Here is a 26,920-nt window from a genome sequence, read left to right on the forward strand (position 1 = left end):
GTGGCAAGATGAGTGCCGAGAACGAAAAGTACGGAGAAACCGGGTTGGAAATTGCCGTTATCGGAATGGCAGGAAGATTTCCGGGTGCGAAGAACCTCACGGAATTTTGGGAAAACTTGCGTGCCGGCAAGGAGTCGGTCACTTTTTTTACGGACGAGGAACTGGAGAAAGCGGGAATTGCCCCGGAGATACTCAAGCATCCCCAGTATGTAAAAGCCAAGTCCCAGATAGAGGACGTGGAGTCGTTCGATGCGCCGTTTTTTGAATACACGCCGCGGGAGGCCGAGCTGATCGATCCGCAGTTCCGTCTGTTCCACGAGTGCGCTTGGGAAGCGCTTGAGAATGCGGGACACCCTCCGGAAACGGAGGATCAGCTAATCGGGGTGTATGCAGGGGCTTCTCCCAACACCTATTGGGTCGCCAGCCAAGTTATGAACGCCGCACATGCCAGTGATCATTTTCAAATTCTGCAATTGAATAATCCTTCGTTCACGACGCGAATTTCATACAAGCTCAATCTGAAAGGTCCAAGCGTAAGCGTGCAAACGGCTTGCTCCACCTCTCTTGTATCCATCCACCTGGCTTGTCAGGGATTGCTGGCCGGGGAATGCGATCTTGCTTTGGCCGGAGGGGTTTCGATCAATTTGCCGCGCACGACCGGCTATCTCTACCAGGAAGGAATGATCCAGTCTCCCGACGGACACTGCCGGCCTTTTGACGAAGGCGCAGGCGGCACTTTGTTCGGTGACGGAATCGGAATCGTCGTGCTCAAGCGGCTCGCGGACGCCGTTAAGGACGGCGATACTATTCAAGCCGTTATCAAAGGCTCGGCGGTTAACAATGACGGCAGCCGGAAAGTAGGGTACACGGCGCCAAGCACGAACGGCCAGGTGGAAGTCATCCGCGCGGCCCATCAAATGGCGGAAGTTCACCCCGAAACTGTCGGGTACATTGAGGCGCACGGAACAGGGACTACGCTGGGGGACCCGATTGAAGTGGAAGCTCTGCAGGCTGCTTTCGCCTCGGACAAAAAGGGCTTTTGCAAAATCGGTTCGCTTAAATCCAATATCGGGCATCTCGACGCCGCGGCGGGAGTCGCGGGTTTTATCAAGACCGTGTTGGCGCTTAAGCATCAGCAAATCCCGCCAAGCCTTCATTTTCATAAACCGAATCCCAAAATCGATTTTGAAAACTCTCCTTTCAGAGTCAATTCGGAGCTTAGCGATTGGAAAAGAACGGAAGGGCCTCTGCGAGCAGGAGTCAGCTCCTTCGGTATCGGGGGTACGAATGCCCACGTCATTCTGGAGGAGGCCCCGATTGGCGAGGCAAGCTCGGCGGGACGCGATCTGAAACTGCTCGTGCTCTCTGCCCGGACGGAGGAAGGATTGGAACGGGCGACTCGCAATCTCGGCGAGTTTCTGCGGACTTGTCCCGAAGCCGACTTGGCTGATGCGGCTTATACGCTGCAGACAGGACGCAAGCGGTTCCGCCACCGCAGAACACTGGTCTGCTCCGATGTCCGTGAAGCTTTAGAGCGTCTGAATGCTCCCGATGAAGGCAGCGTGCAAACGGGCGAGTCGGAGAGGGATCAGACCCGGGTTGTTTTCCTCTTCCCCGGACAGGGGTCGCAGTATGTGAATATGGGAGCCGATTTATACCGCAAAGAGCCTTTGTTCCGGGCGGAGATGGACCGCTGCTGCGAGATTATTACGGCAGAGGGCGGCGCCGATCCCAGGCATGCACTGTACCGGGCTTCGGACAACGCGGCGGCTGCCGATGGGATCAACCGGACGGAAGCGGCGCAGCCGGCATTATTCGCGTTCGAATATTCGCTCGCGCAGCTCCTGATGTCATGGGGCGTCAAGCCGGACGCAATGATCGGGCACAGTATCGGAGAGTATACGGCTGCGTGCCTGTCGGGTGTTCTGTCACTTAACGACGCGCTGAAACTCGTCACACTGCGCGGCAAGCTTATGCAGAGCCTGCCGGCAGGAGAGATGCTGAGCGTCTCTCTTGACGAAGCAAGTTTGGCGGAGCTGCTTCCGGAAGATCTGGCGCTGGCAGCCGTTAACGGACCCGAGCTCTGTGTCGTTTCCGGCCCTCATGCGGTCATCGCTTCCTTTGAAACCAAACTTGCCGGGCTGCAGGTGGCGCACCGAAAGCTTCATACGTCGCATGCGTTTCACTCGCCCATGATGGAGCCGATATTGGAGAAGTTTGCGGACAAAGTCAAGCAGGTCGTCCTATCCGCCCCGTTAATTCCGTATGTGTCCAATGTAACGGGTACATGGATTACGACGGAAGATGCCGCCGACCCCGCCTATTGGACCAGGCATTTGCGGGAAACGGTGCGGTTTGCCAGCGGGGCGGCCGAGCTGCTTAAGGAGAAGCCGGCCGTATTTTTAGAAATCGGGCCCGGCAATGTTCTCAGCAGCTTTATCCGTAAACAACAGGGGAAAGACACGGAGCGGAAGCATGAAGTGCTCCATCTCGTCCGTCACCCGCACGAACAGGCCGCGGATGATGCTTTCTTACTGGAGAAGCTAGGCAAACTGTGGATCGCGGGCGCGCGGATCGACTGGAAGGGGTTCTACCATTCGGAACGCCGCCGGCGGGTTGCTCTGCCGACTTATCCGTTCGAGCGCCAGCGGTATTCCGTTGAGGGCTCACAGCTCTCAGTGGGAAATACTCACGAGAGAACGGGTCAGCGGAGAATGACTCCTCCGGAAACGGAGACCCGAAGCGATACCGTCAAACAAACCCCAGCAGCCGCCCGCATGCAGTCTGTATCCTCTATTGAGCAGACGGTTGGGGACCTTGTCCAGCGTCATTTCGGATTCGCGGAGCTTGGGGTTAATGACAACTTTTTTGAAATCGGGGCAAGCTCGCTCGATATTTCCCAAATGGCCGATAAGCTTGCGGGTGTACTGGGAAGGGAAGTGCCCGTAGTTACCTTGTATTCCTATCCCACCGTTCGAACCCTGGCGGCATTCTTGCGTGAAAACGGGCAGGAAAGGTCAGCGTCCGCCAGCACGGCAGTTGAAGACGAAACGGAACGCCGTAATGTCATTAACGAGGGAATGGCGCGTTCCGAGCGGATGCGGACCATATCGGCCCAAGACAGGGGTCTGCCGGGAGCATGGGAACAAGCGGAACGTGAGGCGGCGGGGGAGAACGGACTTGAGATAGCGGTCATAGGCATGGCCGCCAGATTTCCGGGTGCGGACAGCATCGGCCAGTTCTGGAACAATTTGCGCGACGGCGTTGAGTCGATAACGTTCTTCACGGACGAAGAGCTGGTACAGGCAGGCGTCGACCCCCAGCTTGTATCCCATCCTTCTTATGTAAAAGCCAAAGGCGCTTTGAACGGAATCGATCAGTTCGATGCCGCGTTTTTCGGCTATTCACCGCGGGAAGCGCAGCTAATGGACCCGCAGCTGCGGCTGTTTCACGAATGCGCCTGGGAAGCGATCGAATCCGCCGCCTACAATCCCGACACTTATCCGGGACTTATCGGCGTCTATGCGGGCGCGACTCCGAATCTGGAATGGGTTTCCCGCTTTGCGCCTGCTTTGGGCGGAACGGAACGATTCAGCGCCATGCTTCTTAACGACAGGGAGTTTTTCAGCACCCAGCTGTCGTATAAACTCAATCTCCGGGGCCCCAGCATCTCCATGCAGACCGCTTGCTCCACATCCCTGGTTAATATCGTTCTGGCTTCGCAAGGTTTATTGGCGGGCGCGTGCGATATCGCTCTGGCCGGCGGTTCCACTGTCAGCGTACCCGACAAATCCGGTTATTTGTATGAAGACGGTATGATTCAGTCACCCGACGGGCATTGCCGGGCCTTCGACGAGCAGGCGGCAGGAACTGTTTTCGGAGACGGAGTCGGTGTCGTCGTACTGAAACGGCTGAGCGATGCCATTGCGGACGGAGACGTCATCCACGCCGTTATCAAAGGCTTTGGCTTGAACAATGACGGCACCCGCAAGGTAGGCTTTACCGCTCCAAGCACAAAGGGGCAGGCCGAAGTCATTCGTGCCGCTCATCGGATGTCGGGTGTGGACCCGGAAAGCATCACTTATGTAGAGGCGCACGGAACAGGCACAAGCATGGGGGATCCCATTGAGATTGAGGCTTTAAAGGAAGCCTTCGGCTCCGATAAAAAGGGATTTTGCCGTATCGGCTCCGTCAAGACGAACGTCGGCCATCTTAACAGCGCAGCCGGAGCGGCCGGATTTATCAAAACGGTATTGGCGCTCAAAGCGAAGCAAATTCCGCCGAGCCTGCATTATGAACGGGGAAATCCCAAGATTGATTTCGCCAACAGCCCCTTCGTCGTCAATACCGAACTGGCGCCTTGGGAAAGCAGCGGGCATCCTCTGCGCTCCGGAGTCAGCTCATTTGGCATCGGCGGCACGAATGCGCACGTTATTCTCGAAGAAGCTCCGCCAAGAGAGCCGTCGGACGAAGGCCGGGCAGAGAAGCTGCTGCTCTTGTCGGCAAGAACGCCCACGGCTTTGACGGAGGCGAAAGCACGTCTTGCCGCATTTTTGACAGAGAATCCGCAAGTTAATCTGGCAGATACGGCATATACGCTGCAAGCAGGCAGGAAGGCCTTTGAATGGAGAGCCGCCTTCGTGTGCAGGGGTGCGGAAGAAGCGATCGGCCTATTGACGTCGGACGGGTCCGGTAAAATTGCCGAGGGCCAGACGGGGGCGCAAACAAGCTCTGTTGTATTCATGTTCCCGGGCCAGGGATCGCAATACGTCGGCATGGGACGGGACCTCTACCTTAACGAACCTGCATTCAGGGAAGAACTTGATCGCTGCTTCGAGCTTCTTCAACCGTATGTACAAGTTGACCTAAATGCTGTCCTTTATGCCGGCGATCCGGACCGAGACGCGAGAGAGGAACTCCTGAAGCGGACGGATATCGCCCAGCCCGTGCTTTTTATGATCGAATACGCGTTTGCCAAGCTGCTTATACGCTGGGGCATCGAGCCCGAAGCGATGCTGGGCCACAGTATCGGCGAATATGTGGCAGCCTGTCTGGCGGGTGTATTCACGCTGGAAGATGCGCTGCAGCTCGTGGCGCTTCGCGGCCGGCTCATGCAGGGGCTGCCGGGGGGATCTATGCTCAGCGTGGCGATGCCGGAAGCGGAGCTGCGCCCGTTGCTGCCTGATCATCTTGCACTGGCGGCAGTCAACAGCTCCTCCTTGTGCGTCGTATCCGGCCCATCGGCAGAGATCGATGCCTTCTCACGGCTGCTTGAAGACAAAGGCTGTGCCTGCCGTCTTCTTCACACATCTCATGCCTTCCACTCTCATATGATGGATCCGATACTGGCGGCGTTTGCGGATAAAGTGCGCTCGATCCGGCTGCATGAGCCTGCACTGCCCTTTATTTCCAACGTTTCCGGCACGTGGATTACACCCCAAGAGGCTACGGATGAGCAGTATTGGGTCCGGCATTTGCGATCGACCGTGCGGTTTGCGGACGGGCTTGAGGAATTGTTGAAAAATCCGCGCTCCGTATTCATAGAAGCCGGTCCGGGCAATTCGCTCAGCACATTCGTACGCAAGCATGAAGCCGGTTCGCGCGACCGGATAGTCGTAAATATGCTGAGACATCCCCAGGAAGCCGTTTCCGATACCGAGCATCTGTTGAACAAAATCGGCCGCCTCTGGCTGTCGGGTATCGACATCGATTGGACGGGCTATTACGCCCGTGAGCGGCGCAGGCGCATTGAGCTGCCCACCTATCCGATGGAGCGCCAGCGCTATTGGCTCGATGATGAGCAGCAGCCGCTGGCGGGAGCGCGGCCGTCCTCAGCCCGAAGAGGCGGCAAAAATCCCGACATGTCGGAATGGTTCTATTATCCTTCCTGGGAACGCGCCCTGCTGGAGGAGTATCCGGGAGAAAGCCGTCAGAACAGTCATAACTGGCTTGTATTTAAAGATGACTGCGGGATCGCGGACGAACTTGCCGCAAGTGTTCAAAATAGAGGTGAGCGGACTGTAATCGTTAAGGCGGGCAGCGCCTTCATCGCTCATGAGAACGGAACGTTCACGCTTGTCCCGGGCTCTGCGGAGCATTACGTCCGGCTGCTGGAGGAACTGCAAAAGCGGGATTTCGTTCCCGACAAAGTCGCTCATCTGTGGAATGTTTCCTCCTCCGGGAAGGAAGAAGAGGAAATGGAACCTTCCGATGCGCAAGCGGTTGAACGCCGCCAGCAACAAGAAGGTTACTACAGCCTGATCTATTTGGCTCAGGCGCTGCGCAAGCATAAGGTAGAGGAGATCCGTATAGCAGTCGTGTCCTCGGGAATGCAGGAGGTAACGGGGACGGAGCCGCTGTCTCCGGGTAAAATGACGCTGCTCGGACCCTGTATGGTCATTCAGCAGGAATACAGCGGGATTACATGTGTGAGTATCGATATCGATGTACAGGAAGAGACAAAGCACAAGCGGCGAATCGCCGGTAATGTCATCACGGAATTATCATCTCCGTCTTCGGATCTGTTAATCGCTTATCGGGGGAACTACCGGTGGGTTCAAAATTTCAAGCCGGTGGGACTGCGCCAGGCGGATAAACCGGCAGCTCCGTTCCGGGAGCAGGGTATATATCTGATTACGGGAGGGCTTGGAGGCATCGGGATGCTGACGGCAGAGTTCCTGGCGCGCAATTACGGCGCGCGGCTCATTCTTACCGGACGTTCAAACTTTCCCGACAGGAAAGAATATACCCGTTACCTGGCCGAAAATGGAGAGGAGCATCCGCTTTCCCGAAAAATCAGACGTGTCCTGCAACTGGAAGAACTCGGCGCCGAGGTTACCTATATGCAGGCCGACTTGTCCAATGAAGAAGAGATGCGCCGGGTTTTCAAATTTATTGATCGCGAGTACGGCCGCCTTCATGGCGTCGTGCAGGCGGCGGGTCTTCCCGGCGGCGAATCTTTCCGCGCGATCGAGAATATCGTCGGGGACCAGTCCGACGAGCAGTTCCGCGCCAAAGTCCAGGGCTTGCAGACGCTGGGCAGGCTGATTGCCGACAGGGAGACAGAGATATGCATCCTGTTCTCCTCCATCGCCAGCATACTCGGTGGACTCGGCTTCAGCGCTTATTCGGCCGCGAATTTGTATATGGATGCCTTTGCCCGCAAACAGAACCGGGCAGGCGGGACGAAATGGCTGTGCGTCAATTGGGATGCGTGGGAGTTCTGGGAAGAACACCGCTCGACGATCGGAGAGTCGCTTGTCGAACTGGCGATAACGCCTGCCGAAGCGCCTGATCTGTTCCGCTACGTCTACAGCCCGTGCGGCAGCAGCCAAATCATCGTATCGACCGGAGATCTTCAGACGCGGATCGATCAATGGATTCGGCACGCGGGCAAGAAGGAAGACAGTCACGCGGCAGGGGGCGCCTCATTCAGCAGGCCGGATCTAACTACACCTTACGCGGCGCCCCGCAATCGGGTCGAGAAGACGATCGCCGACGTGTGGAAACAATTTTTCCGTATTGACGAGGTTGGTATCCACGACAATTTCTTCGATCTGGGAGCAAGCTCGCTGGATATGATTCAGGTGACCGCCAAATTAAATGAAGCGTTGAACGAAAGTATTGCCGTTGTTGATATGTTCACCTATCCGAGCATTCATGCCCTCGCTCAGCGCCTTACCCACAGCGAAGAAGACGAGGCGGAAGAGGCTGAAATGGAAAATCAGATGATCGACTCCGCCGCGAAGGGAAGAAAGCGGCAGCAGCAGCAAAAAGAAAAAAGACGCAAAGGAGAGGTCTTGCTATGAGCATATCGAGCGGTACAGAGTATAACGGGTCGGAAATTGCCGTAATCGGCATGTCGGGCAGGTTTCCGGGAGCCAAAAACTTGCGGGAATATTGGAATAACCTCTGCAGCGGCAAAGAGAGTATATCTTTTTTCAGTGATGAAGAGCTGTTGGAAGAGGGCATCGATATAAATGCGGTGACTCACCCCAATTATGTGAAGGCCAAGGGAGTACTCGATGATCTCGAGTACTTCGATCCCGAATTTTTCGATTATACGCCTCGCGAAGCGGAGCTTATGGACCCGCAGTTCCGCCTTATGCACGAATGTTCCTGGGAAGCGCTCGAACAAGCGGGTTATGATCCCAGAACGTATAAAGGCTCGATCGGGTTATATGCGGGCGCGGCCTTCAATTCCAACTGGTTCATGCGCGCATTCAAGGGGCTGGGGACGGCGGAGGAATCCGCTACCCTGGAGACGGCTATGCTCAATTTGCGCGATTATATGGCCACGCTCGTTTCTTATAAGCTCAATATGAAGGGACCGAGCTTTACGGTGCAGACGGCTTGTTCGACTTCGCTTGTTGCCATTCACCTTGCTTGTCAAAGTCTCCTCAGCGGGGAGTGCGGCATGGCGCTGGCCGGCGGCGTGTCGATACAACTGCCCAAGAAAGCCGGTTATTTCTATCAGGAAGGGATGATTAATTCGCCCGACGGGCACTGCCGGGCTTTCGACGAGAAAGGGGCGGGCACCGTCTTCGGTGAAGGCGCCGGGATTGTCGTCTTGAAACCGCTGGAGGATGCGCTCGCGGACGGCGACCATATATATGCCGTAATTAAAGGCTCGGCGATCAATAACGACGGTAGCCGGAAAGTAGGCTATACCGCTCCCAGCACTTCAGGCCAGGCGTCCGTAATCCGTGCCGCTCATCATATAGCTGAGGTGGAGCCGGAAAGCATCTCCTATATTGAAGCGCACGGTACAGGTACGACACTTGGTGATCCGATCGAAATCGAAGCATTGAAAACCGCTTTTCAAACGGACAAAAAGAAATACTGCGGCATCGGCTCCGTTAAATCCAATATCGGGCATCTAAACAACGCAGCAGGAGTAGCCGGGTTCATAAAGACGGTGCTCGCTCTGGCCCATAAACAGCTGCCGCCTACGCTTCATTATGAACGCCCGAATCCCAAAATCGACTTTGAGAACAGTCCGTTCTTTGTCAATGACCGGTTAAGAGACTGGACCAACGATTCCTTCCCTCTTCGGGCAGGCGTCAGCTCATTCGGCATCGGCGGCACGAATGCCCACGTTGTCCTGGAGGAAGCGCCGCCTGCTTCCGCTTCTTCCCGGGGCAGGTCGGCGCAGCTCATCTCTTTGTCGGCCAAGACGGAAGCATCGCTCGACAGACTGACGGAGCGGATAGCGCAGCATTTGCAGGAGCATCCGGAAGTATGCTTGGCCGACATGGCCTATACGCTCCATGAGGGACGGGCGGCTTTCCCGCACCGCAGGACACTCGTCTGCGGCAGCGCGGGTGAAGCGGCCGTAAGGCTGGCTGAGCCGGGATCGCCCGATGTTCAGAACGGACTTGCCCCTGCCGATGAGCAGCCGGTCGTATTCATGTTTTCCGGCCAAGGCTCGCAGTACGCCGGAATGGGCAGGGAGTTGTATGAGCAGGAGCCGGCGTTTCGCGAGGAGGCGGACCACTGCTTCGATCTGATGCCCGATGAGATCCGCCATGTGGCGAAGCGGGTTCTGTATCCCTCCGCCGATGAGCCGGATACGCCGCTGATTAACCGGACTGACATTGCCCAGCCGGTCCTGTTTACGGTCGAATATGCGCTCGCCAGACTCATGATGAAATGGGGCGTGCAGCCGCAAGCCATGATCGGGCACAGCATCGGTGAATACGTCGCCGCATGTCTGGCAGGCGTCTTCTCGCTGGAGGATGCGGTGCGGCTCGTAACTCTTCGCGGTCAATTGATGCAGAGCCTGCCAGGCGGTGTCATGCTGAGCGTCCCGCTGACCGAGCAGGAGGTTCTTCCGCTGCTGTCCGGCGGGGTATCGCTGGCTTCGGTGAATGCTCCTTCCATGTGCGTTGTTTCCGGCACTCCGGAAGCGGTCGCTTCATTGGCGGGTTCCTTGGAAGAGAAAGGAGTCGAATGCAGCCGTCTCCACACGTCGCACGCCTTCCATTCCGCCATGATGGAACCGATTCTGGAATCGTTTGAGCGCGAGGTAGGCAAGCTTGTGCTGAAAGCACCGCAGCTGCCCTTTATATCCAATGTCACGGGATCTTGGATTCAGGATGAGCAGGCAATCAGTTCCGCTTATTGGGCACAGCACCTGCGCGGCACGGTAAAGTTCTCGGACGGGCTCGGCACTCTGATGAACGAAATGGACGCAGCGTTTGTAGAGGTAGGCGGAGGCAATGCCCTGACCGCATTTGCGAAGAGTCATTATGAATTTTTCAAAAAGTCGGCCGGTGCCAAAAATGAGCCTGTTATGGTGAACCTCCTGCGGCATCCGAAGCAGAAAACATCCGATATCGCTTACCTGCTCCTTCAAGTGGGGCGCTTATGGAATGCGGGTGTAAAAATAAATTGGACCCGCTTTTACGGGGAAGAGAAACGAAACCGTATTCCTTTGCCGACTTATCCGTTTGACCGCCGTCGTTACTGGCTTGATGAGGAGGGAATCCGGATCGTCCACTCCGATTCGCCGGGTAAGAAGACAGGACAAAACGCCATTACCGAGCGGGATGACCGGACAGCGACGCAGAAAGGGGTATCCGAACCAAGCAGTCCGCTGGAAGAGACGCTGGCCGGCATATGGCGCAATCTGTTCGGCTTGGAGCAAATCGGCGTTCATGAGGATTTCTTCGAAATAGGCGGGCATTCTTTGAAAGCGACCAGTCTGATCACTAAGATTCACAGGGAACTCGATGTGGAGCTGGCTCTGTCGGATATTTTTAACATGCCGACCATAAGTGCGCTTGCCCGTTATATCGGGCAGACGGCTAAAAATAAATATTTAGCTATCGAACCGGCCGAAAGCAAACCTTACTACCGCTTGTCCTCCGCACAAAAGCGCACGTTCCTCATTCACCAGCAAATCGGCCCGGTAACCACCTACAACATGCCGATGGCTTTGTGGGTGTACGGAAAAGCGGAAGCGGACCGTTTTGAGCAGGCTTTCATTAAATTGATTCAGCGTCATGAGAACATGCGCACCTCGTTTCATATGGTAGACGGAGAACCGGTCCAGCGTATTCATGAGAGCTTCACGTTTACCGTTGAACGCATGGAAGCGGACGAGGAAGATTTAAAGAAAATCATGCGGAAATTTATCAGGCCGTTTGATCTGGGCAAAGCCCCTCTTATCCGCGCCGCTTTTGTCCGAATAGAGCCGGAGAAACATGTGCTGTTTATGGATATGCACAATATTGTTTCGGACGGCGCTTCAATGAATGTGTTTATTAAGGAATTCAGCGATCTGTATGCTGGAAACGAACTCCCGCCTCTGCGCATTCAATATAAGGATTTCGCGGAATGGCAGCACCGCCTGCTGGACGGGGACGTTATCCGGAAGCAAGAGGAGTATTGGATGAACCAGTTCCGGCACACAATTCCCGTGCTGAACATGCCGTATGACTTCGAGAGGCCCGAATTCCAGTCCTTTGTCGGCAGGGCGCACAAGATCCGTTTGTCCAAGGAAACCGCAGACCGGCTGAATGCTTTGGCCAAATCGCAGAATGTTACGATTAATGTCCTCTTGTTTCATCTATACACGATTGTGCTGCACGAATATACCGGCCAGAGCGACATTACGGTCGGCTCGCTGGTGGCAGGCAGGCGGCATGCCGACGTGGAGCCTTTAATAGGCATGTTCACGAACTTCCTGCCGATCCGGGTCCGGTTCCAAGACCGGCTTAGTCTTCTCGACCAACTGCAACTTCTGAATGACACGATGATGAACGCCTATGAGAATCAAGACTTCCCGTTCGACCGGATGGTGGAGAAGCTCTCGGCGAAATTACCGCGCGGACGTAATCCTCTTTTTGATACCATGATGATTTTCCACAATGAATTTGATGGAGAGACCGTGCTTACCGCCGAAGGACTCACTTTCGAGAACTTTGAAATTACGAAAGGTATTTCCAAGCTTGATTTCAAACTCGATATCGGCTTTGCGGATAATGGCGGTCTGCTCTGTGTCTTGCAGTACAACACCGCTTTGTTCGAAGAAGCTACCATGGCGGGACTGATGGGGCATTTTACGGATCTGATTGAACTGGCTCTGGACAACCCCGCTCTCGAATTGAGAGAAATCCGGCTGTTCACCGAAGAGCAGGAGTCTGAAGCGGCGGCAAAAAGAAGCAGTTCGCTGCCGGAGCGTGTCTTTACGGTAACGGCCGTCTCTACCTTTACTGCGGACCCGATCCGCCCTTATGTCAGCTGGTGGGGAGAGCAGTTCGGAACACGGGTTGACATCCGTTTCGCACCGTATCAGCAGGTGTTTCAAGAGCTATTGAATCCGGACAGCTCCTTCTCGTCCGAAGAGGCTGCGGGACTGCTGCTCGTCCGTTTCGAAGATTGGCTGCGGGATGACCGCTCTCCGGAGGCCCGGCAGATTAAAAAGCTTGAACGGGCACTGGCCGATCTGCTGCAGACTTTATCCGCAGGCCGGAGAACGGGCCCTTTATTCGCCGGAGTGTTCCCCGTATCCGCTCCACCAGGAGCTTCTCCGGTCATGGAGAGCTACCTGGAAGAGCTCGGAAATCGCTGGAAGCGCGAATTGGAACGGCTGGATCATGTTCAGGTTATCGATTTCAGAGAGCTTGACGCCGTGTTCGGCATTGAACACATGCACGATTCCGCTGCCGATCAAGCTGCACATATGCCGTTCACGTCGGAAGCTTATGCGGCTATCGGCACCCTTACCGCCCGTCGTCTGCTCGCTTGGCAGGGACACCCGTTCAAAGTGATTGCCGTGGATTGCGATAACACTCTGTGGCACGGGGTGTGCGGGGAAGACGGGGCTGCAGGAGTGACGGCTTCGGAGCCTTACCGCGAGTTCCAGCGGTATCTGTTGAACAAGCAGCAGGAAGGCATGCTTCTGGTGCTCGTCAGCAAAAATAATGAAGCGGATGTGTGGAATGTACTCGAGCATAACCCGGACATGCTGCTTAAAAAAGAGCATTTTGCGGGAACGCGGATCAATTGGAACTCAAAATCCGAAAACTTGCTTTCGCTGGCGGAAGAACTGGGGTTAGGACTGGACAGCTTTATTTTCATCGATGACAGTTCGCTGGAATGTTCCGAAGTACAGCTGCAGTGCCCGGAAGTTCTTACGCTTCAGCTCCCTGAAGAGCGGCTGATCCCGGCATTCCTGGAGCATATCTGGGCAACGGACCGTCTGCGTGTTACGGAAGAGGATAAAAGGAGAACCGAAATGTATGTCTCGGAGCGCACGCGCAAACAAATTCGTTCTACGACTTCCTCTCTGCAGGCTTTTCTCGACGAGCTGGATCTTAAAATGGGCATTTACGAAGCGGCTGCCGAACAACTGCCCCGCATAGCCCAACTGACGCAGCGCACCAATCAATTCACGCTGAACGCCGATACAAGAGCAGAGAGTGAACTGGAAGCCATGCGGGCTGAACCGGATACGAAATGCTGGGCGATTGAAGCCTCAGACCGGTTCGGACATTACGGACTGACAGGGGCGGTTATAACGCGATGCGAGAAAGACGTCGTTCATCTGGATGTCTTCCTGCTAAGCTGCCGCATTCTAGGCAGAGGGATCGAGTCGGCCGTGATCAGTTCTTTGAAGGCTTACTGCCGTGAACGGAAGGCCGAATATGTGGAGGCAGTGTGCGCAATTACCGGGAAAAATGAGCCGCTGCTCGCATTTTTCAGAAGGGGACCGTGGAGCGTCACGGAAGAGTCCGGCCGCAGGGTGCGCTTCCGGGTCGCGGTAAAGGATATCCCTGATTCTATCAAGCATATAGAAATCCTTAACGAGCCTCTGCCCCGCGCAGGACTGACTCAATCTCAGCTTTCCGGACGTGAAAATCAAGTAGAAGCGAGCAGCGCCGCAGGTACGGCGCGAAGTTTAGAAAGAACGGATTGGGCGGAAACTCTAAGCGGCAGCGGGCGTGAAAACCAGCAGCATTACCGTCATTTGCTTCCGCTGCAGTATTCGGACGCTTCCAGGCTGCTCCAGATTCCGGTGAGGGAGATAGAGGAGAGCGAGGCTCAAAGAGCTCCGTACCGGGCTCCGTCCAATGAGACAGAGGCAGCCTTAGTGCAAATTTGGGAACGGGTGCTCGGGATCGGCGGCATCGGAATTGACGACGATTTTTTCCGGCTGGGCGGAACGTCCCTTCACGCCGTTCGGGTCGAGATCGAAATGGAGAAACAAGGTTTGTCGGCGGAAGGACAGCAATTATTCAACTATCGGACGATTCATCAATTGAGTCCGTTCATTCGAATTTCCGTCATGGAATGATACGAGGCAGCTTTACCGGCAAGGCATCATGTGACAAGGCTATCGCCTGTTCACGGATGCCTTGCTTTTTTTTGGTAATTATAGGATAATGGTTGCGCTTGTTGGAAATACATTAATATACAATTGTGCATTACGCTGGATAATATATTCGTTAAAGGAGTGGATGGTAAATATATGAATAAAAATCTGATAGATTACGTTTATTCACAAGTGACGATTAAGGAAGGGAAAAAAGTAATCGAGAACGTTCTTCTGGATATTTATTTCAAACCGGGCATTTCCACCAAAGAGATTGCCAGAAAAACGCTGCTGCCCCTGCCGCTTGTGTCCGCAATTAAAAAAGAGCTGATTAAGGTTGCCCTCATCGAACAAAAACGGGGAGTAAACTGCACCGCTAGAGGAAACCGCTTTGTCGAGCAAACGATGGGGTTCGGCCATTTGGATCATGATCTGTATAAGCGCTTGAAATACGAGCAGTGGCAGCCTGAAGAGCTGAAGGACATGATGACCGGGCTGGAGAGCGTCTTTGAGGGACGGCCTCAGGTCGATGTTACGATTGACCAGTCGCGCTGCACGCTGGCTACGAGCATGAACCGGGCTGTTCTGGCGCTTCGTCATGAAGCTCTGATCGGCAGAGACATCGTTTGTCTTGGGGACGATGATATCGTCAGCGTATCGCTGGCATTTCTGCTGAAGCAGCTTTACCGTAATGATCCCTCCAAGTCGAACACCCGTATTCACGTATTCGAAATCGATAAACGTATTACCGGCTACATAAACTATCTGGCGGAAAAAGAAGATTTGCCGATCGTCTGCCACGAAACGGATTTTCGCGAACAGCTTCCGTCCGAATTTTTGCACCGCTTCGATTGCGTGTTCACCGATCCCCCTTATACACAGCAGGGGATGTCATTGTTCGTCTCCCGCGGAATTCAATTGCTGAAACGGGATGTAGGACTCCCTATCTTCCTGTCGTTCGCCCACAAGTCACCTGACTTCACCTTGGCGATGCAGCGCGAATTTGCCAATATGGGCTTGTTCGTGACCAGTGTCCTGCCTCGATTCAATGAATATATCGGTGCGGAAATTATTGGTAACACAAGCCAGATGATTGTGTTACAATCTACTGAAGAGACGCATGAAAGCATCGAGCGTGAATACAGACAGGCGCTGTATACCGGTGAAGTGAAACGTACGATTCGCTCATACGAGTGCAAACGCTGTAACCGCGTGACCGAAGTCGGCTTTCAAATGCAGTGGCAAACGATCGAGCAGTTGAAGAAAGAGGGCTGCCCCGGCTGCCGTTACGAGACTTTCGAGCTCATTCAAAAAAAGAACGCATAAGAACGCAGATTGGAGTTACAGCAAGATGCCGATTAGAGAAATCGAGCCCCGGGATATTGCCGTTATTACAAGATTCGAGACAGAAATCTCCACGATTTCATTCGGAGAAGAGGCGATTACCGATCCTCTGTTCCATACGAAAAAACTGGAAAAGGCTTATCGTTACGAGAGAAAAGGAATGCTTGTTCTCGACGTGGACGGGGAAGTTTCAGGCTGGATGTGGATAACCCCTCGTAAAAACTCGGTTACCAAAGAAACGTATGCGAATTTCAAAAGTTTCTATATTGCCGAATCCTGCCGGGGCACCGCTTATGTCGATGAGCTTTTCGAGGCGGGAATGAACTATTGCAAAAGCGAGGAAGTTACGCAGATCGTCGGTAAGGTGCATGTGGGCAACTTGCCGATGAGGCTGCTTTATAAGAAATACGGCTTCAAGCCGACCCATTTGACAATGGAGCTGTTTCCAAATGCATCCCATGATTAAATGCCTGGTCTGGGATTTAGACGATACGTTGTGGCAGGGGACGCTTAAAGAAGATGAAACGGGCATTGAACTCCTGCCGGGGATAAAAAACGTACTCGATACGTTGGACCGGCGCGGTATTGTTCAGAGCATAGCCAGCCGCAACAACTGGGAACAGGTAAAAAGCAAGCTGGAGGAGCTCGGCGTCGGTCACTATTTCCTGTATCCGCAGTGCCATTTCGACTCAAAAGCGCTCAGCATGGAACGGATAGCAAAGGAACTGAATATCGGGCTGGATTCGCTGGCTCTGATCGACAACGATCCGTTCGAACGGTTTGAAATTAACTATTATGTGCCGCAAATACGCACTTATGATGCCCGTCAATACCGGGATTTGCCTGAGTACCCCGAATTTCAGAATAGCCATGCGACCGAGGAATCGGTGAACCGGCGTCAATATATGCAGGCGCGATCCAGGCGGGAAGAAGCCAGTAAAGAGTACAAGGGAAGCCGCGAGCAATTTTTAAAGGAATGCGGTATGAAACTGGGGATCCGTTTAGCACAGGAGGAAGATTACCCCCGGGTTGTCGAATTGTCCCATCGTACGAATCAGATGAACAGTTTGCTGGAAAGAATCGACATGCCGTTCGTAGATTCCTATTGCAAGCAGGACGGCCGCTATTTGTATGTGGCCAAGCTTGAGGATCGGTTCGGCGCGCACGGGCTTATCGGAACCTGTTTTGTGAATACCGCCGGCGCAGAGATCAATCTGGATCTCTTTTGCATCTCATGTCGGATTGAAGGCCGTGGCATCGCTTCGGCATTTTTGTATACGGTTCTTGAACGGCTCGGACAACAGCACCCTATGGCGGAAACGGTACGGTGCCGATTGGTGCGCAAAGAGCGAAATTTACCGGCCAGACTGTTGTTGGAAATGCTCGGCTTCAAGAAAACCGCTGCGGATGACATGGAATCCACCTACATCCTGCAGCTGCCGATTCCGCACAAAGTATTTACTTGGCTCGAGATTGGAGAATGAACGATGAACCGTGATGCGATCGAACAAGAGATTACGGATATAATCAAGAATATGTTTCACTTGCCGTTTGTTGATAACGATACGGTCTTAATCGGCACGGCCGGAGTGTTGGATTCTATGACGTTAATCAGACTGCTTGCGGAATTAGAGAAGCGGTTTGACTTTACCGTAGACGAGGATGATTTGACTCTGGATTCCATCAGCAGCGTAAAACACTTGACGGAATGGGTGGTTAAGAGCAAACGGGAGAACTCCTGAATTGCAGCAGGCAGCAGAAGACATAGACTTTAAATACCATGATTAAGCGGGGCTTATTCCTGCTTTGTTATGGTATTTTTTATTTGTGCGAACAGACGGGTGAGTAATTATGTATGGATCATTTTATATCACTGTCAATATTCAGAACAGTTTATTATACACAATATTTACCTATTTTCCTTATTATTTACATGTTATACTTCTGTTATATCTCATACACCTTGCAGGATCTTGCGCAATCTTGTATGCGGTATAAGAGGAAGGAACCCAGGTTTCGTTCTCACCTTACTTATGGCAGTCATAACAGAACCGATTCACGTTGTACAAAGAAAAACTTTGAACTACGGGAGGAATGTACGAATGTCTAAAGCAGATGTGAAAACGAATGTGACCGATCCGCAGGCCCCAAATCCCGTGAAAATTATCGGGTATGCGAATGAATTCAGCGTCCAGCCCGGGCAAGATCTGCACTTTATGATTGATACCGGAAGCTCGGTATATGCGGCTAGTGTTGTGCGCTTAAGCGAAGGGATGCCTGATCCGGACAACTCCGTTTTGCTGCCGACGGAACCGGTGACGGCCGATTGCGCGGGGGAATATCCCGGGCGGCGGCAGATAACGGCTCCAGGTTCCTACGCCGAGCTTCCCCTGCCGGAGAATTGGATGCAGAGCGGCGAATTCTCGGCACAGCTGTGGATTTACCCGACGGTCCCCGTCTATGACTATATCCAGACCGTCTGGTCCGCACGCTCTGCGGATGGCGCATCCGGCGCTGTCCTGGCAGTAGAAACCGACGGACGTCTTGCATTATCCCTAACCGGCGGCTGCGGGCAGTCCGTTACAGTCCGCACCGATATCCCGCTTAAGAAAAATAGATGGTATTCCGTAGTCCTCCAGTATGCGGCAAGCACACAGGAAGCCAAGCTTTGTGTCACCGGCGGGGACGGGTGGAGAGCTGATGACGGCCTGCAAGTTCATACCGCTGCTGCAAATTTGGATTACAGCAGTTTCGCCGCAGCACGCGTCCTGCTCGCTGCGGATTCCGACCCTGCGGCTCCCGGAGGCACCGTTCATCATTACAACGGTAAAATCGGGAATCCCCGGTTTTGGGGACAGCTTCTGACCGAAGAGTTGATAACGGACGTGCTGCTTGGCACAAACGGAATTGGCGCTGCTCCCTTGGCGGATTACGATTTCAGCGCCGATATTTCATCTGCCAGCCTTAAGGACCTGTCGGCAGGCGGCTATCACGGCACTCTGCACCAGGGAGGCACAAGGGCGGTAACCAGTCATAACTGGACCGGGGAACAGCTCGATTACCGGCAAGCGCCCGAACAATATGCGGCTGTTCATTTCCATGATAACGATCTGGTCGATGCCGGATGGGAGATTGATATTTCCTGGAAAATCCCGGACGATCTGCCGAGTGGAATATACGCGCTCAAACTTGAAGCTGAAGGCAGCGTAGACTTTGTTCCTTTCTTTGTGCGGCCTATTCAAGGAACTGCAAATGCGCCCGTTCTGTTTCTAGCGCCGACCAACACTTACGTGGCTTACGGGAACGAACGGCTGTTTAAATTTGCCAAAGACTATCTGGGGGAGGACTACGTCCTTCCTTCCCAAGACGTTTATTTGGATGAACATCCGGAGCTGGGAAACTCCATCTACGACCTGCATAACGATGGCAGCGGCGTGCAGTTCTCCTCTCGTCTGCGGCCGCTTCTGAATATCCGGCCTCACTACCGTAACTGGCGGGCCGTACGCCATTTCTCCGCCGATTTGTACATTACAGGGTGGCTGGAGAAACGGGGTCAGAGCTATGACGTTGCTACGGACGAGGATTTGCACCATGAGGGTGTTAATCTATTGAGCCCTTACAAGGTGCTGATTACCGGAAGCCATCCCGAATACTGGACAAGACCGATGATGAAGGCTCTGGAGCAATATTTAGCGAGCGGCGGGCGGGTCATGTATTTAGGCGGCAACGGGTTTTATTGGGTAACGAGCCTCGATCCGGACCGGCCGTCCCTATTGGAAGTAAGGCGCGGCAACTCCGGTTCACGCGCTTCGGACTCTCCTCCGGGCGAAATGTTCCACAGCACGACGGGAGAGTCCGGCGGACTATGGCGTCACCATGGTTATGTGCCCCAGCGCGTTGTCGGGGTAGGTACCAGCGCTTTGGGGGGCGGATCCGCTACCGGCTACCGGCGGTTAGATGACAGCTTCAAACCGGAAGCCGCATTTATTTTTGGCGGAATCGGCGATAACGAGATCATTGGTGATTTCGGACATGCAGCCGGAGGAGCCGCCGGCGATGAAATCGACCGTTACGATTTGAGTCTGGGAACACCTCCGCACACGCTGCGTCTGGCGACATCGACTGGTCATGACGATAACTACCAATTCGTGCATGAAGACCTGCTTCACACTGCGCCGGGTCAGGGAGGCACCGCAAACCCGCTCGTACGGGCGGATATGACTTATTTTGATATTCATGGCGGAGGCGCCGTGTTCTCTGTCGGTTCGATTAACTGGGCCGGCAGCCTGGGCTGGAACAATTACAACAACAACGTAGTCCGAATCAGCGACAACGTGCTGAACAATCTGCTGCTGTAATTTAAAAGTGAAACGAACATCAATAAAGCCGAGGGAAAAGCTCCCTCGGTTTTAAGTTTATTTGCAGACAGGCAGCACGACAACGAGATTGCAGTAAACAGGGGGAGATTAACCGGATTGCGCTGCGGTCTGAAAACAGATGCGAAGCTGGAAGCGATTAGGGGAGATGTACAGAAGCAGACTGTCCCACTGCTAAAGCAGCATACGATAGCTCCTTGCGATGCAAGTAAAAAATTCCATTTTAGGATTGAAAAGTCACCCGGAACGTTATATACTGTAATCATATATGTTTCAGTTAATTGTTCGTCCGTTTATTTAAGATATCCTGTGCCTGATAGGAGCGCAGTAATTATTGAGGAGGAGAGAGAGCTATGTCCATTTTACAAACATCTTTAACGGTGGAGCAGCAGCAGTTTTTCAATGTTATTAAGGATCGCCGGTCCGTCCGCAGCTATGATCCCGATGTCAAGATTTCGCAGGAGGAAATGAACGAAATCTTGCAGCAAACGACCCTGGCTCCTTCAGCAGCCAATTTGCAGCCGTGGAGGTTCCTCGTGATCGATTCGCCGGAGCTGAAGCAAAAGCTGCTTCCGATCGCGAATAATCAGCAGCAAGTGATCGAGGCTTCGGCCGTCATTGCGGTATTAGGAGATATGGAGAGCTACAAACTGGCCGAAAAAATTTACGGAATGACGGCTGATGCGGGTTATATGCCTGCAGAGACGGCTAAATCGTTCGTGGAGCGCTATGAAGAGATGTTCAAAAGCATGCCTGCGGAAAGAATTCGCCGGATTGTTTCTATTGACGGTGGCTTGGTATCCATGCAGCTCATGCTCGTAGCCAAAGCCAAAGGGTACGATACGGTCCCGATGGCCGGCTATGACGAAGCCAAATTCATGGAAGCCTTCCATATTTCAGAGCGGTACGCTCCTGTTATGCTTATCGCCATAGGCAAGGCGACGAAGTCGGGACATCCGACGGTAAGATTGCCGATTGAGGATGTCACTTTCTACAACGAAATGCCCCAGGCATAAATATTCCACAACGAAAAGACGCCAGAGGATTCAACGGAATCCCGGCGTCTATTTGTTTAGCCGGCGATAGAGAGCGCACTATATGTCTATGTAGAAAACGTTCGGATTGCGACGATGCCGGTTCCTACGACGCGAGTGATACGCTGCAGCTCTGATATTACGGGGCCTCGCCGATGCCGAATTGGTCCGAGCACGAACGGTCACTACCCGATTTCAATATAAGCATTCATTCAAACGTCCAAACGATTTCTTTTGACCGTTATACTTCTTCCGCAACCGGCTGAAGGGCAGGCAGGGGCTGGAGAGCCGTGGTCCGGTCGAGATGAACAAACGCGTCATACCGGTCCTTCATGCTGGAAGGCACATAATTTCCGAATCGCTCCCGATTCGGATCGTAAACCACTCCGATGGCGCGGTGGCCGATGGCCGTCTGGAGCACGGAGGATGCCTCGGAGAGCAGGACCATGCCGTCCCGTCCGCGTCCGGCCCGGTGCATATATTCTTCCCAGCTTCCCGGTTGTCCGGGCGGTACGGTCATTTTCTCCACTGGTGCTCCCCAGGAGCTTCCGGCCAGCACCTCGCCCTGATAGGTACCGAAGCCGACGGCGAACACCCGGTGTTCCGGATCTTCCCGCAGGAGCTGCCCGACGTTGACCATGCCCTCCTGCGCCATATCCGTTGCCCGCGCATCCCCGATATGCGTGTTATGCTCCCAGACGATGGCTTTGGCGGAGGACCCGTAATAGGCCATAATTCGCTTCAGCGAATCAACCATATGCCGGTCCCGCACATTCCAGGACTGCGGTCCGCCCCGGACCATCGTCCGATAATAGGCCTCCGAGCTGGAAGTGACCAGCATGTTTACTTCCGCATTCAATTCTTCCTCGTTGTCCGGATGTGCCATGCGCCGGCTCTGCATCTGCTTCAGCAGCTCAATCACTTCATCCTCGCAGCTCTCCGAGAGCAAGCCCGCCGCAATGCCATACGTCTGATGGTCCCTGCCGTAGGGATCGAAGCAGGCGTAGGTCCGGCGGGCCTGTTCCAGCTGGGGAGACTCTGTCTTTTCCAGATAGCCGATAATGGCCTCCATCGATTCCCACAGCGAATACATGTCTATGCCGTAAAAACCGACCTTCTGCCGCCCGCTGCCGCCTCCGTGAATTGCCGCATTATGCGCTTTGATCCACTCCGCGAAATCCCGAATATCCGTATTTGCCCACATCCAAGCCGGCCACCGGGTAAAATCGCCAAGCGCCCCGGCCGCCGAGGAATCGGCTCCTGCCATTCCTTTGACATACCGGTTCAACCGGTAAGCCGCGGGCCAGTCTCCTTCGACACCGATAATGTTGAAACCCTTGCTTATAATCAGCCTCTTCGAAAGCTCGGCCCGCACCCGGTAAAAATCAGATGTTCCATGGCTCGCCTCGCCGAGCAGCACAATATCCGCGTCTCCAATGGCTTCTACCATCCGGTCCAGGTTATCCGTTTTGTCCAAAGGGATAAATAAGGCATTCAGCTCTTTCAAATAGGCATTTTGCCCGGTCGGTCGATCGTTGGGATTCATGAGGCAGTTTCCTCCTATTGTCGGTATGTGTGAATTATTTCCGATTTATCTAATCATTAACCGCAAACGGTTCGCGTATAGCGATGCGGCAATGACCTTTTCGCTGGCTAGCAAAACGGTAAAACTCATGGATTTGCGGACTCAGACTCGACAGCCGTTGAATGAACAAAAGGACATCCGCTCTGAAACTCAAAACGGATGTCCTTTTTGTAATCTCCATTCGCGCTGACGGCGAGATAAAGCAAATTCTTCATCCGCCCCGCTGTATGGTCATGGCGGACACTTTTACTATCCTAATCGGCCGGTTCCGTTTCGCCCCGCCAGCTTTAATGCCAGCGGAAGGATGAGAACAGCGGCGGCGGCCAGCACATATAAGCAAATGTTAAACGCGTCGGAATACGCGGATACCGAGCCGTCATAGGCTTCAAGAGCGCTAAGCCAAACAGTGCCGATCAGAGCGATTCCGATCGTTGAGGCGATTTGTATGCTGGTTGTCATGACACCGGATGCGGAGCCTATGTCCGCGGTGCGGATTTTCGCCAAAACGATATTAGTCAGCGGCGCGGCGACGAAGCCTTGACCGATGCCGAGCACTGCCAGAGCCGGGAGCCATACGCCGATATCGGATGAAACCCCGGTCGTTCGGACCGCCCAGCTAAGCAGCAGGTAGCCTGCTGTCGTCAAGATGGAGCCGAGGGTCAGCACATGGGCTCCAAGCTTCGCGGCGACTCGGGAAGAGAACAGCGATGCGAGAAAATAACCCATTCCCATCAATCCGATTACAAGGCCTGCTTGCAGAGCCGAGAAATGAAGTCCAAGCTGAAGCATGTAGGCGGCGACAAGGAAGAAGGCCCCCTGCGACGACATCAACAGCAGCACGACGATAATACCGAGCGCAAACACCTTATTTTTAAAGAGATCGACATTCATAAACGGGAGCCGGCCGCGGCGCAGCAGTCCCCGCTCGTACCAGGCGAACAAAACCAGCATAGGCGCAGACAAGAGCAAACTGGCAATGAGGCCGGCGGGCCATCCTGTACGCTGTCCCTGCACGAGCGGATAGACGAGCATCAGCAGGCCGGCCGCGGCGAGTGCGGCTCCGATCCAATCCAGTCCGGCACGATCCTGTGAGCCTGATTCCGGAATAAACGGAATCAAGGCTAATATCAGAGCCCCGAGCAGGACGCTGATCAGAAACACTGCTCTCCAATCCAGCTCCCACAGATTCATGCGAAGAAGCAGCCCGCCGATTATCTGCCCGGCCGTTGCGGCGATTCCCTGGGTCGCTCCATACATGCCGAAGACCGCCCCTCGACGTTCCGGAGTATAATTGGCTTGAATGAGGGATAAAACCTGCGGCATAAACAGAGCGGCGCCGACGCCTTGCAGGACGCGCGAAGCAATAAGCATTGTGACATGGGCAGATAAGCCGCATACCAGAGAAGCGACCGTGAATAAAGCCACTCCGATGAACAGCATCCTCCGGCGTCCAAACCGGTCACCCAGCCGGGCGCCGATAATAAGCAGTACGGCGAACGTAAGAGTATACCCGGTCAGCATGAATTGAACATCCGCGAAGCTGGCCCCGAGCCCTTTCTGAATCGAAGGCGTAGCTACGTTCACGATGAACACGTTCGACACTGCCATAAATACCGGCAAAAGCAGAGCGGGCAGCATCAGACGCGATCTGCGTCCGTCACCTTTGGAGACGGAAGCGCGAGTCCGGACCGCCTGGGCGGAAGCATCCGGAAGCATGTTGGACATAGAGAATTTCCCCTTTCGCACTACTCGCTCAATTGACAGGAGGCGAGAGGCTTTCATATAATGGAGGAGACAGGTCTGTCTCTTTATGGCGAAATGATACAGACAGATCTGTCTCATGTCAATACACTTTTTTCCCTTTTTTTGCTAACCTTTTGCAAACCAATAGAGACGGGGGACGAAAATGAAAAAAGAATCGGCTAGAGATCGTATACTGCGGGTCGCCTCCGAATTGTTTTACATGGAAGGAATACGGGCCGTCGGCATTGATCGGATTATCAAACAATCCGGCGTTGCCAAGGCAAGCTTCTATCGAAGCTTCGCGACGAAAGATGATCTGGCTGTTGCTTATCTCGAATCCAGGGATGAGCTAAAAGTAGAAAAACTGGAAAAGCTGAGGCAGATGTATCCAAGCTCCCCTAAGGAACAACTCAGCGCCCTTATTCGCGATGTGACCGAACAGATGGGGATGCCGGATTACCGGGGATGCCCGTTTTTGAACGCGGCGGTTGAATTCCCTGACCCGGATCACCCCGCCCACGTCAAATTACTGGCCATTCAGAGGAGCTTCTGGTCTCGGGTTCTGGAGCTTGCCGAGGAAGGCGGGGCACGACAGCCCGAGGAGCTGACTGTGCAGCTGAGGATGTTGTATGACGGATTCGTCATGAAGAGCTACTTGGATAAATCCGAATCTGATCCGGAGTATTTCCGGAAGGCTGCGGAGCTGCTCTTGGAGAAGCAGCTTACTGCGGACAACCATCGCGGATAACGGACGGCATTCATTTCGCCGGAGAACCCTAGCCGCTTAATGTTCATTCTCTGCAAAATCGAGTTATCGCATATTGTAATCGATGTATACGAGCCGTCCGCTCAATTTGGCACGCACAAAGCACGCACAAACTACGGCCATTAGAGCGGACGATTAGTAATCCTTCCGTTCCAACAAAGTTATCTCGCAGAACATGCGGAGACGAGAATTATATGCGAAGCAGATACGAACAGCAAAAGCAGCTCGTTCCTCATCCGAGGGCGGGCTGCTTTTTTTAAAGGGCGATGGATGGGCTGAAGCTTGCGCTCACCGGAAGATTCGCTAAGTTCCGCAAGCGTCTGTTCCAAATAGCTGCTTCAGCCGGTGAAGGTTACCGTGTGTGGAAGCGGGGCGGTGAATCGACCATGCGCAATTTGATCACGCTTGCTTTACTTCCCGGTTTTAAGCAAAATAGCTTCCGCCTTGTACAATAAGCGGAAGCTATTTATTAATCGGTGCCGGAAGCAGGGACGCCTACAAGCTCAGCTTGTCGAACCGGGCTTTAATGTCCTCAACCAGCAGCTTCGCCGCGATGATACCGCCCGATGTATTCCAGACCGCTTCATTCACATTGAAAATCCGTTGTTTTTTTACAACGTTCAGACTTTGTCCGAGAGGGCTTTTCAGCCATTCATCCGCCGTTTTGGAGGCACCCGTTTCACCGTTGCGGTCGGAAGTGAAATAGAAGAGAACATCGCCATCAAGCACGTTCATTTGCTCCGTTGTAAGATCCGCGGTGAACTCATCTTTGTTTTGAGCCTCCGGGCGGGCAAAACCCAGCTGATCAAAAACGACGCCGGCAAAATTGTTTTTGTAGTAAACGCGCACCTTTCCGGGCTGGAATCGGGCCAGCGAAACACGCATTTTCGTTTTATCGCCCAGGGCCGCCTTCGTTTGTTCGATAGCCTTGTTGTAGCTATCCAGAGCCGCTTTGCCTTCCGCTTCTTTGTTTAGCGCCTTCGCATACAGCTCGAAGTTTTCAATCATGCTATCGCCGAGATTCTCCGTAAAGACGGTTGGTGCAATAGCGGATAACTGCGGATATATTTTTTCGTGGCGGACCTTGGTTCCTAAAATAATATCCGGTTTCAGGCTTGCGATTAGCTCCAGATTGGGCTGCGACTCGTCGCCGACAACTTTTACGCCGTCCATCTTATCCTTGATATGATCAAACCAGGGCTCGCCAATCCACGACTTTACCGCGGCGACCGGTTTAATGCCAAGTTCCAATAAAGATTCGGTGCCTTGGTTCGTCAATACGACGACGCGCTGCGGCGTTCCTGTAAGGGGTGTTTCGCCCATAGCATGTTTAATCGTGCGGACCGGAGCTTCGCTGCCTTTCACTTCTGACGGCTGGGATGCGTTCGGCTTGGCGCAGGCTGTGACAAGTAAAGACATGATGAGGAGGAGAGGCAGCGCCATCCATTTTTTTGATCTTCCCAACAATAATACCCCTTTCGGTTCTCTTATTTGTAAAAATGATTATCATTCTCAATAGAGTTTTGCAAACGGCTCCCTTGATTCGAATGATGCGTCTCTCGAAGAAAAAAGAAACGTTACAGATGTAACACGTGTTATCTTCGTTTACCTTAATATAAAATCTTTTTGGATGCAATGCTTGCCGGGGAAACGGGAACAAAAATAGACACATAAGAGAATGTGTCACACTTTGAACGGTCAGCCATTTTTTATACAACTTATTCGCAGCACGGCGTTTTTTTTGAACAAGCT

General features: G+C 53.6%; 12 protein-coding genes. 9 read left to right on the plus strand and 3 right to left on the minus strand.

Annotation, left to right across the window (positions count from 1 at the left end):
- Positions 1-8 precede the first annotated feature (8 nt).
- From C4S74_RS18355 to C4S74_RS18395, 8 genes are all read left to right on the plus strand, one after another.
- Positions 9-7,808, plus strand: a complete 7,800-nt coding sequence (locus C4S74_RS18355; protein ID WP_103996739.1) for a type I polyketide synthase — start codon at positions 9-11, stop codon at positions 7,806-7,808.
- A complete protein-coding gene (locus C4S74_RS18360; protein ID WP_103996740.1) occupies positions 7,805-14,302 on the plus strand; it encodes a type I polyketide synthase in 6,498 nt (2,165 codons plus the stop codon). Before C4S74_RS18355 ends, C4S74_RS18360 begins: the two co-directional genes overlap by 4 nt.
- 174 nt (positions 14,303-14,476) lie before the next feature.
- Positions 14,477-15,646, plus strand: a complete 1,170-nt coding sequence (locus tag C4S74_RS18365) for a bis-aminopropyl spermidine synthase family protein (RefSeq protein ID WP_103996741.1) — start codon at positions 14,477-14,479, stop codon at positions 15,644-15,646.
- Between the two features lie 25 nt (positions 15,647-15,671).
- Positions 15,672-16,130 carry a GNAT family N-acetyltransferase gene (locus tag C4S74_RS18370; RefSeq protein WP_103996742.1) on the plus strand — a complete coding sequence of 153 codons (459 nt, stop codon included), beginning with the start codon at positions 15,672-15,674 and terminating at the stop codon, positions 16,128-16,130.
- Complete coding sequence (locus tag C4S74_RS18375; protein ID WP_103996743.1) at positions 16,114-17,148, plus strand: HAD family hydrolase; 1,035 nt, start codon at positions 16,114-16,116, stop codon at positions 17,146-17,148. Before C4S74_RS18370 ends, C4S74_RS18375 begins: the two co-directional genes overlap by 17 nt.
- 3 nt (positions 17,149-17,151) lie before the next feature.
- The gene (locus C4S74_RS18380; protein WP_103996744.1) at positions 17,152-17,406 is read left to right on the plus strand and encodes an acyl carrier protein; all 255 of its coding nucleotides are present in this window, start codon (positions 17,152-17,154) and stop codon (positions 17,404-17,406) included.
- A gap of 360 nt (positions 17,407-17,766) precedes the next feature.
- On the plus strand, positions 17,767-20,022 hold the full coding sequence (locus C4S74_RS18385) for a N,N-dimethylformamidase beta subunit family domain-containing protein (protein WP_103996745.1): 2,256 nt from the start codon (positions 17,767-17,769) through the stop codon (positions 20,020-20,022).
- A gap of 371 nt (positions 20,023-20,393) precedes the next feature.
- On the plus strand, positions 20,394-21,056 hold the full coding sequence (locus tag C4S74_RS18395; RefSeq protein WP_103996746.1) for a nitroreductase family protein: 663 nt from the start codon (positions 20,394-20,396) through the stop codon (positions 21,054-21,056).
- A gap of 259 nt (positions 21,057-21,315) precedes the next feature.
- On the opposite strand, the gene C4S74_RS18400 is transcribed toward C4S74_RS18395, so the two are convergent.
- Together C4S74_RS18400 and C4S74_RS18405 are read right to left on the minus strand one after the other, a co-directional pair.
- Positions 21,316-22,620, minus strand: coding sequence for an erythromycin esterase family protein (locus tag C4S74_RS18400; protein ID WP_103996747.1), 1,305 nt, complete (start codon positions 22,618-22,620; stop codon positions 21,316-21,318).
- A gap of 288 nt (positions 22,621-22,908) precedes the next feature.
- Positions 22,909-24,384, minus strand: coding sequence for an MFS transporter (locus tag C4S74_RS18405; protein WP_181024469.1), 1,476 nt, complete (start codon positions 24,382-24,384; stop codon positions 22,909-22,911).
- 181 nt (positions 24,385-24,565) lie between these two features.
- Between C4S74_RS18405 and C4S74_RS18410 the strand changes: the two genes are divergently transcribed.
- Entirely contained in the window at positions 24,566-25,150 is a 585-nt protein-coding gene (locus C4S74_RS18410) for a TetR/AcrR family transcriptional regulator (RefSeq protein WP_103996749.1), read from the plus strand.
- A gap of 513 nt (positions 25,151-25,663) precedes the next feature.
- Here the strand turns inward: C4S74_RS18410 and C4S74_RS18415 are convergent.
- Positions 25,664-26,632: an ABC transporter substrate-binding protein gene (locus C4S74_RS18415; protein WP_103996750.1), complete on the minus strand. Its 969-nt coding sequence runs from the start codon at positions 26,630-26,632 to the stop codon at positions 25,664-25,666.
- Positions 26,633-26,920: the final 288 nt, after the last annotated feature.

The sequence above is a fragment of the Paenibacillus sp. UNC499MF genome, assembly GCF_900107975.1.
Taxonomy (GTDB): Bacteria; Bacillota; Bacilli; order Paenibacillales; family NBRC-103111; genus Paenibacillus_F.

What these genes read in the sequence shown, in the direction of transcription:
- C4S74_RS18355 (WP_103996739.1), top strand. Translation starts at nt 9, where the DNA reads ATGAGTGCCGAGAACGAAAAGTACGGAGAAACCGGGTTGGAAATTGCC.
- C4S74_RS18360 (WP_103996740.1), top strand. Translation starts at nt 7,805, where the DNA reads ATGAGCATATCGAGCGGTACAGAGTATAACGGGTCGGAAATTGCCGTA.
- C4S74_RS18365 (WP_103996741.1), top strand. Translation starts at nt 14,477, where the DNA reads ATGAATAAAAATCTGATAGATTACGTTTATTCACAAGTGACGATTAAG.
- C4S74_RS18370 (WP_103996742.1), top strand. Translation starts at nt 15,672, where the DNA reads ATGCCGATTAGAGAAATCGAGCCCCGGGATATTGCCGTTATTACAAGA.
- C4S74_RS18375 (WP_103996743.1), top strand. Translation starts at nt 16,114, where the DNA reads ATGCATCCCATGATTAAATGCCTGGTCTGGGATTTAGACGATACGTTG.
- C4S74_RS18380 (WP_103996744.1), top strand. Translation starts at nt 17,152, where the DNA reads ATGAACCGTGATGCGATCGAACAAGAGATTACGGATATAATCAAGAAT.
- C4S74_RS18385 (WP_103996745.1), top strand. Translation starts at nt 17,767, where the DNA reads ATGTCTAAAGCAGATGTGAAAACGAATGTGACCGATCCGCAGGCCCCA.
- C4S74_RS18395 (WP_103996746.1), top strand. Translation starts at nt 20,394, where the DNA reads ATGTCCATTTTACAAACATCTTTAACGGTGGAGCAGCAGCAGTTTTTC.
- C4S74_RS18400 (WP_103996747.1), bottom strand. Translation starts at nt 22,620, where the DNA reads ATGAATCCCAACGATCGACCGACCGGGCAAAATGCCTATTTGAAAGAG.
- C4S74_RS18405 (WP_181024469.1), bottom strand. Translation starts at nt 24,384, where the DNA reads ATGTCCAACATGCTTCCGGATGCTTCCGCCCAGGCGGTCCGGACTCGC.
- C4S74_RS18410 (WP_103996749.1), top strand. Translation starts at nt 24,566, where the DNA reads ATGAAAAAAGAATCGGCTAGAGATCGTATACTGCGGGTCGCCTCCGAA.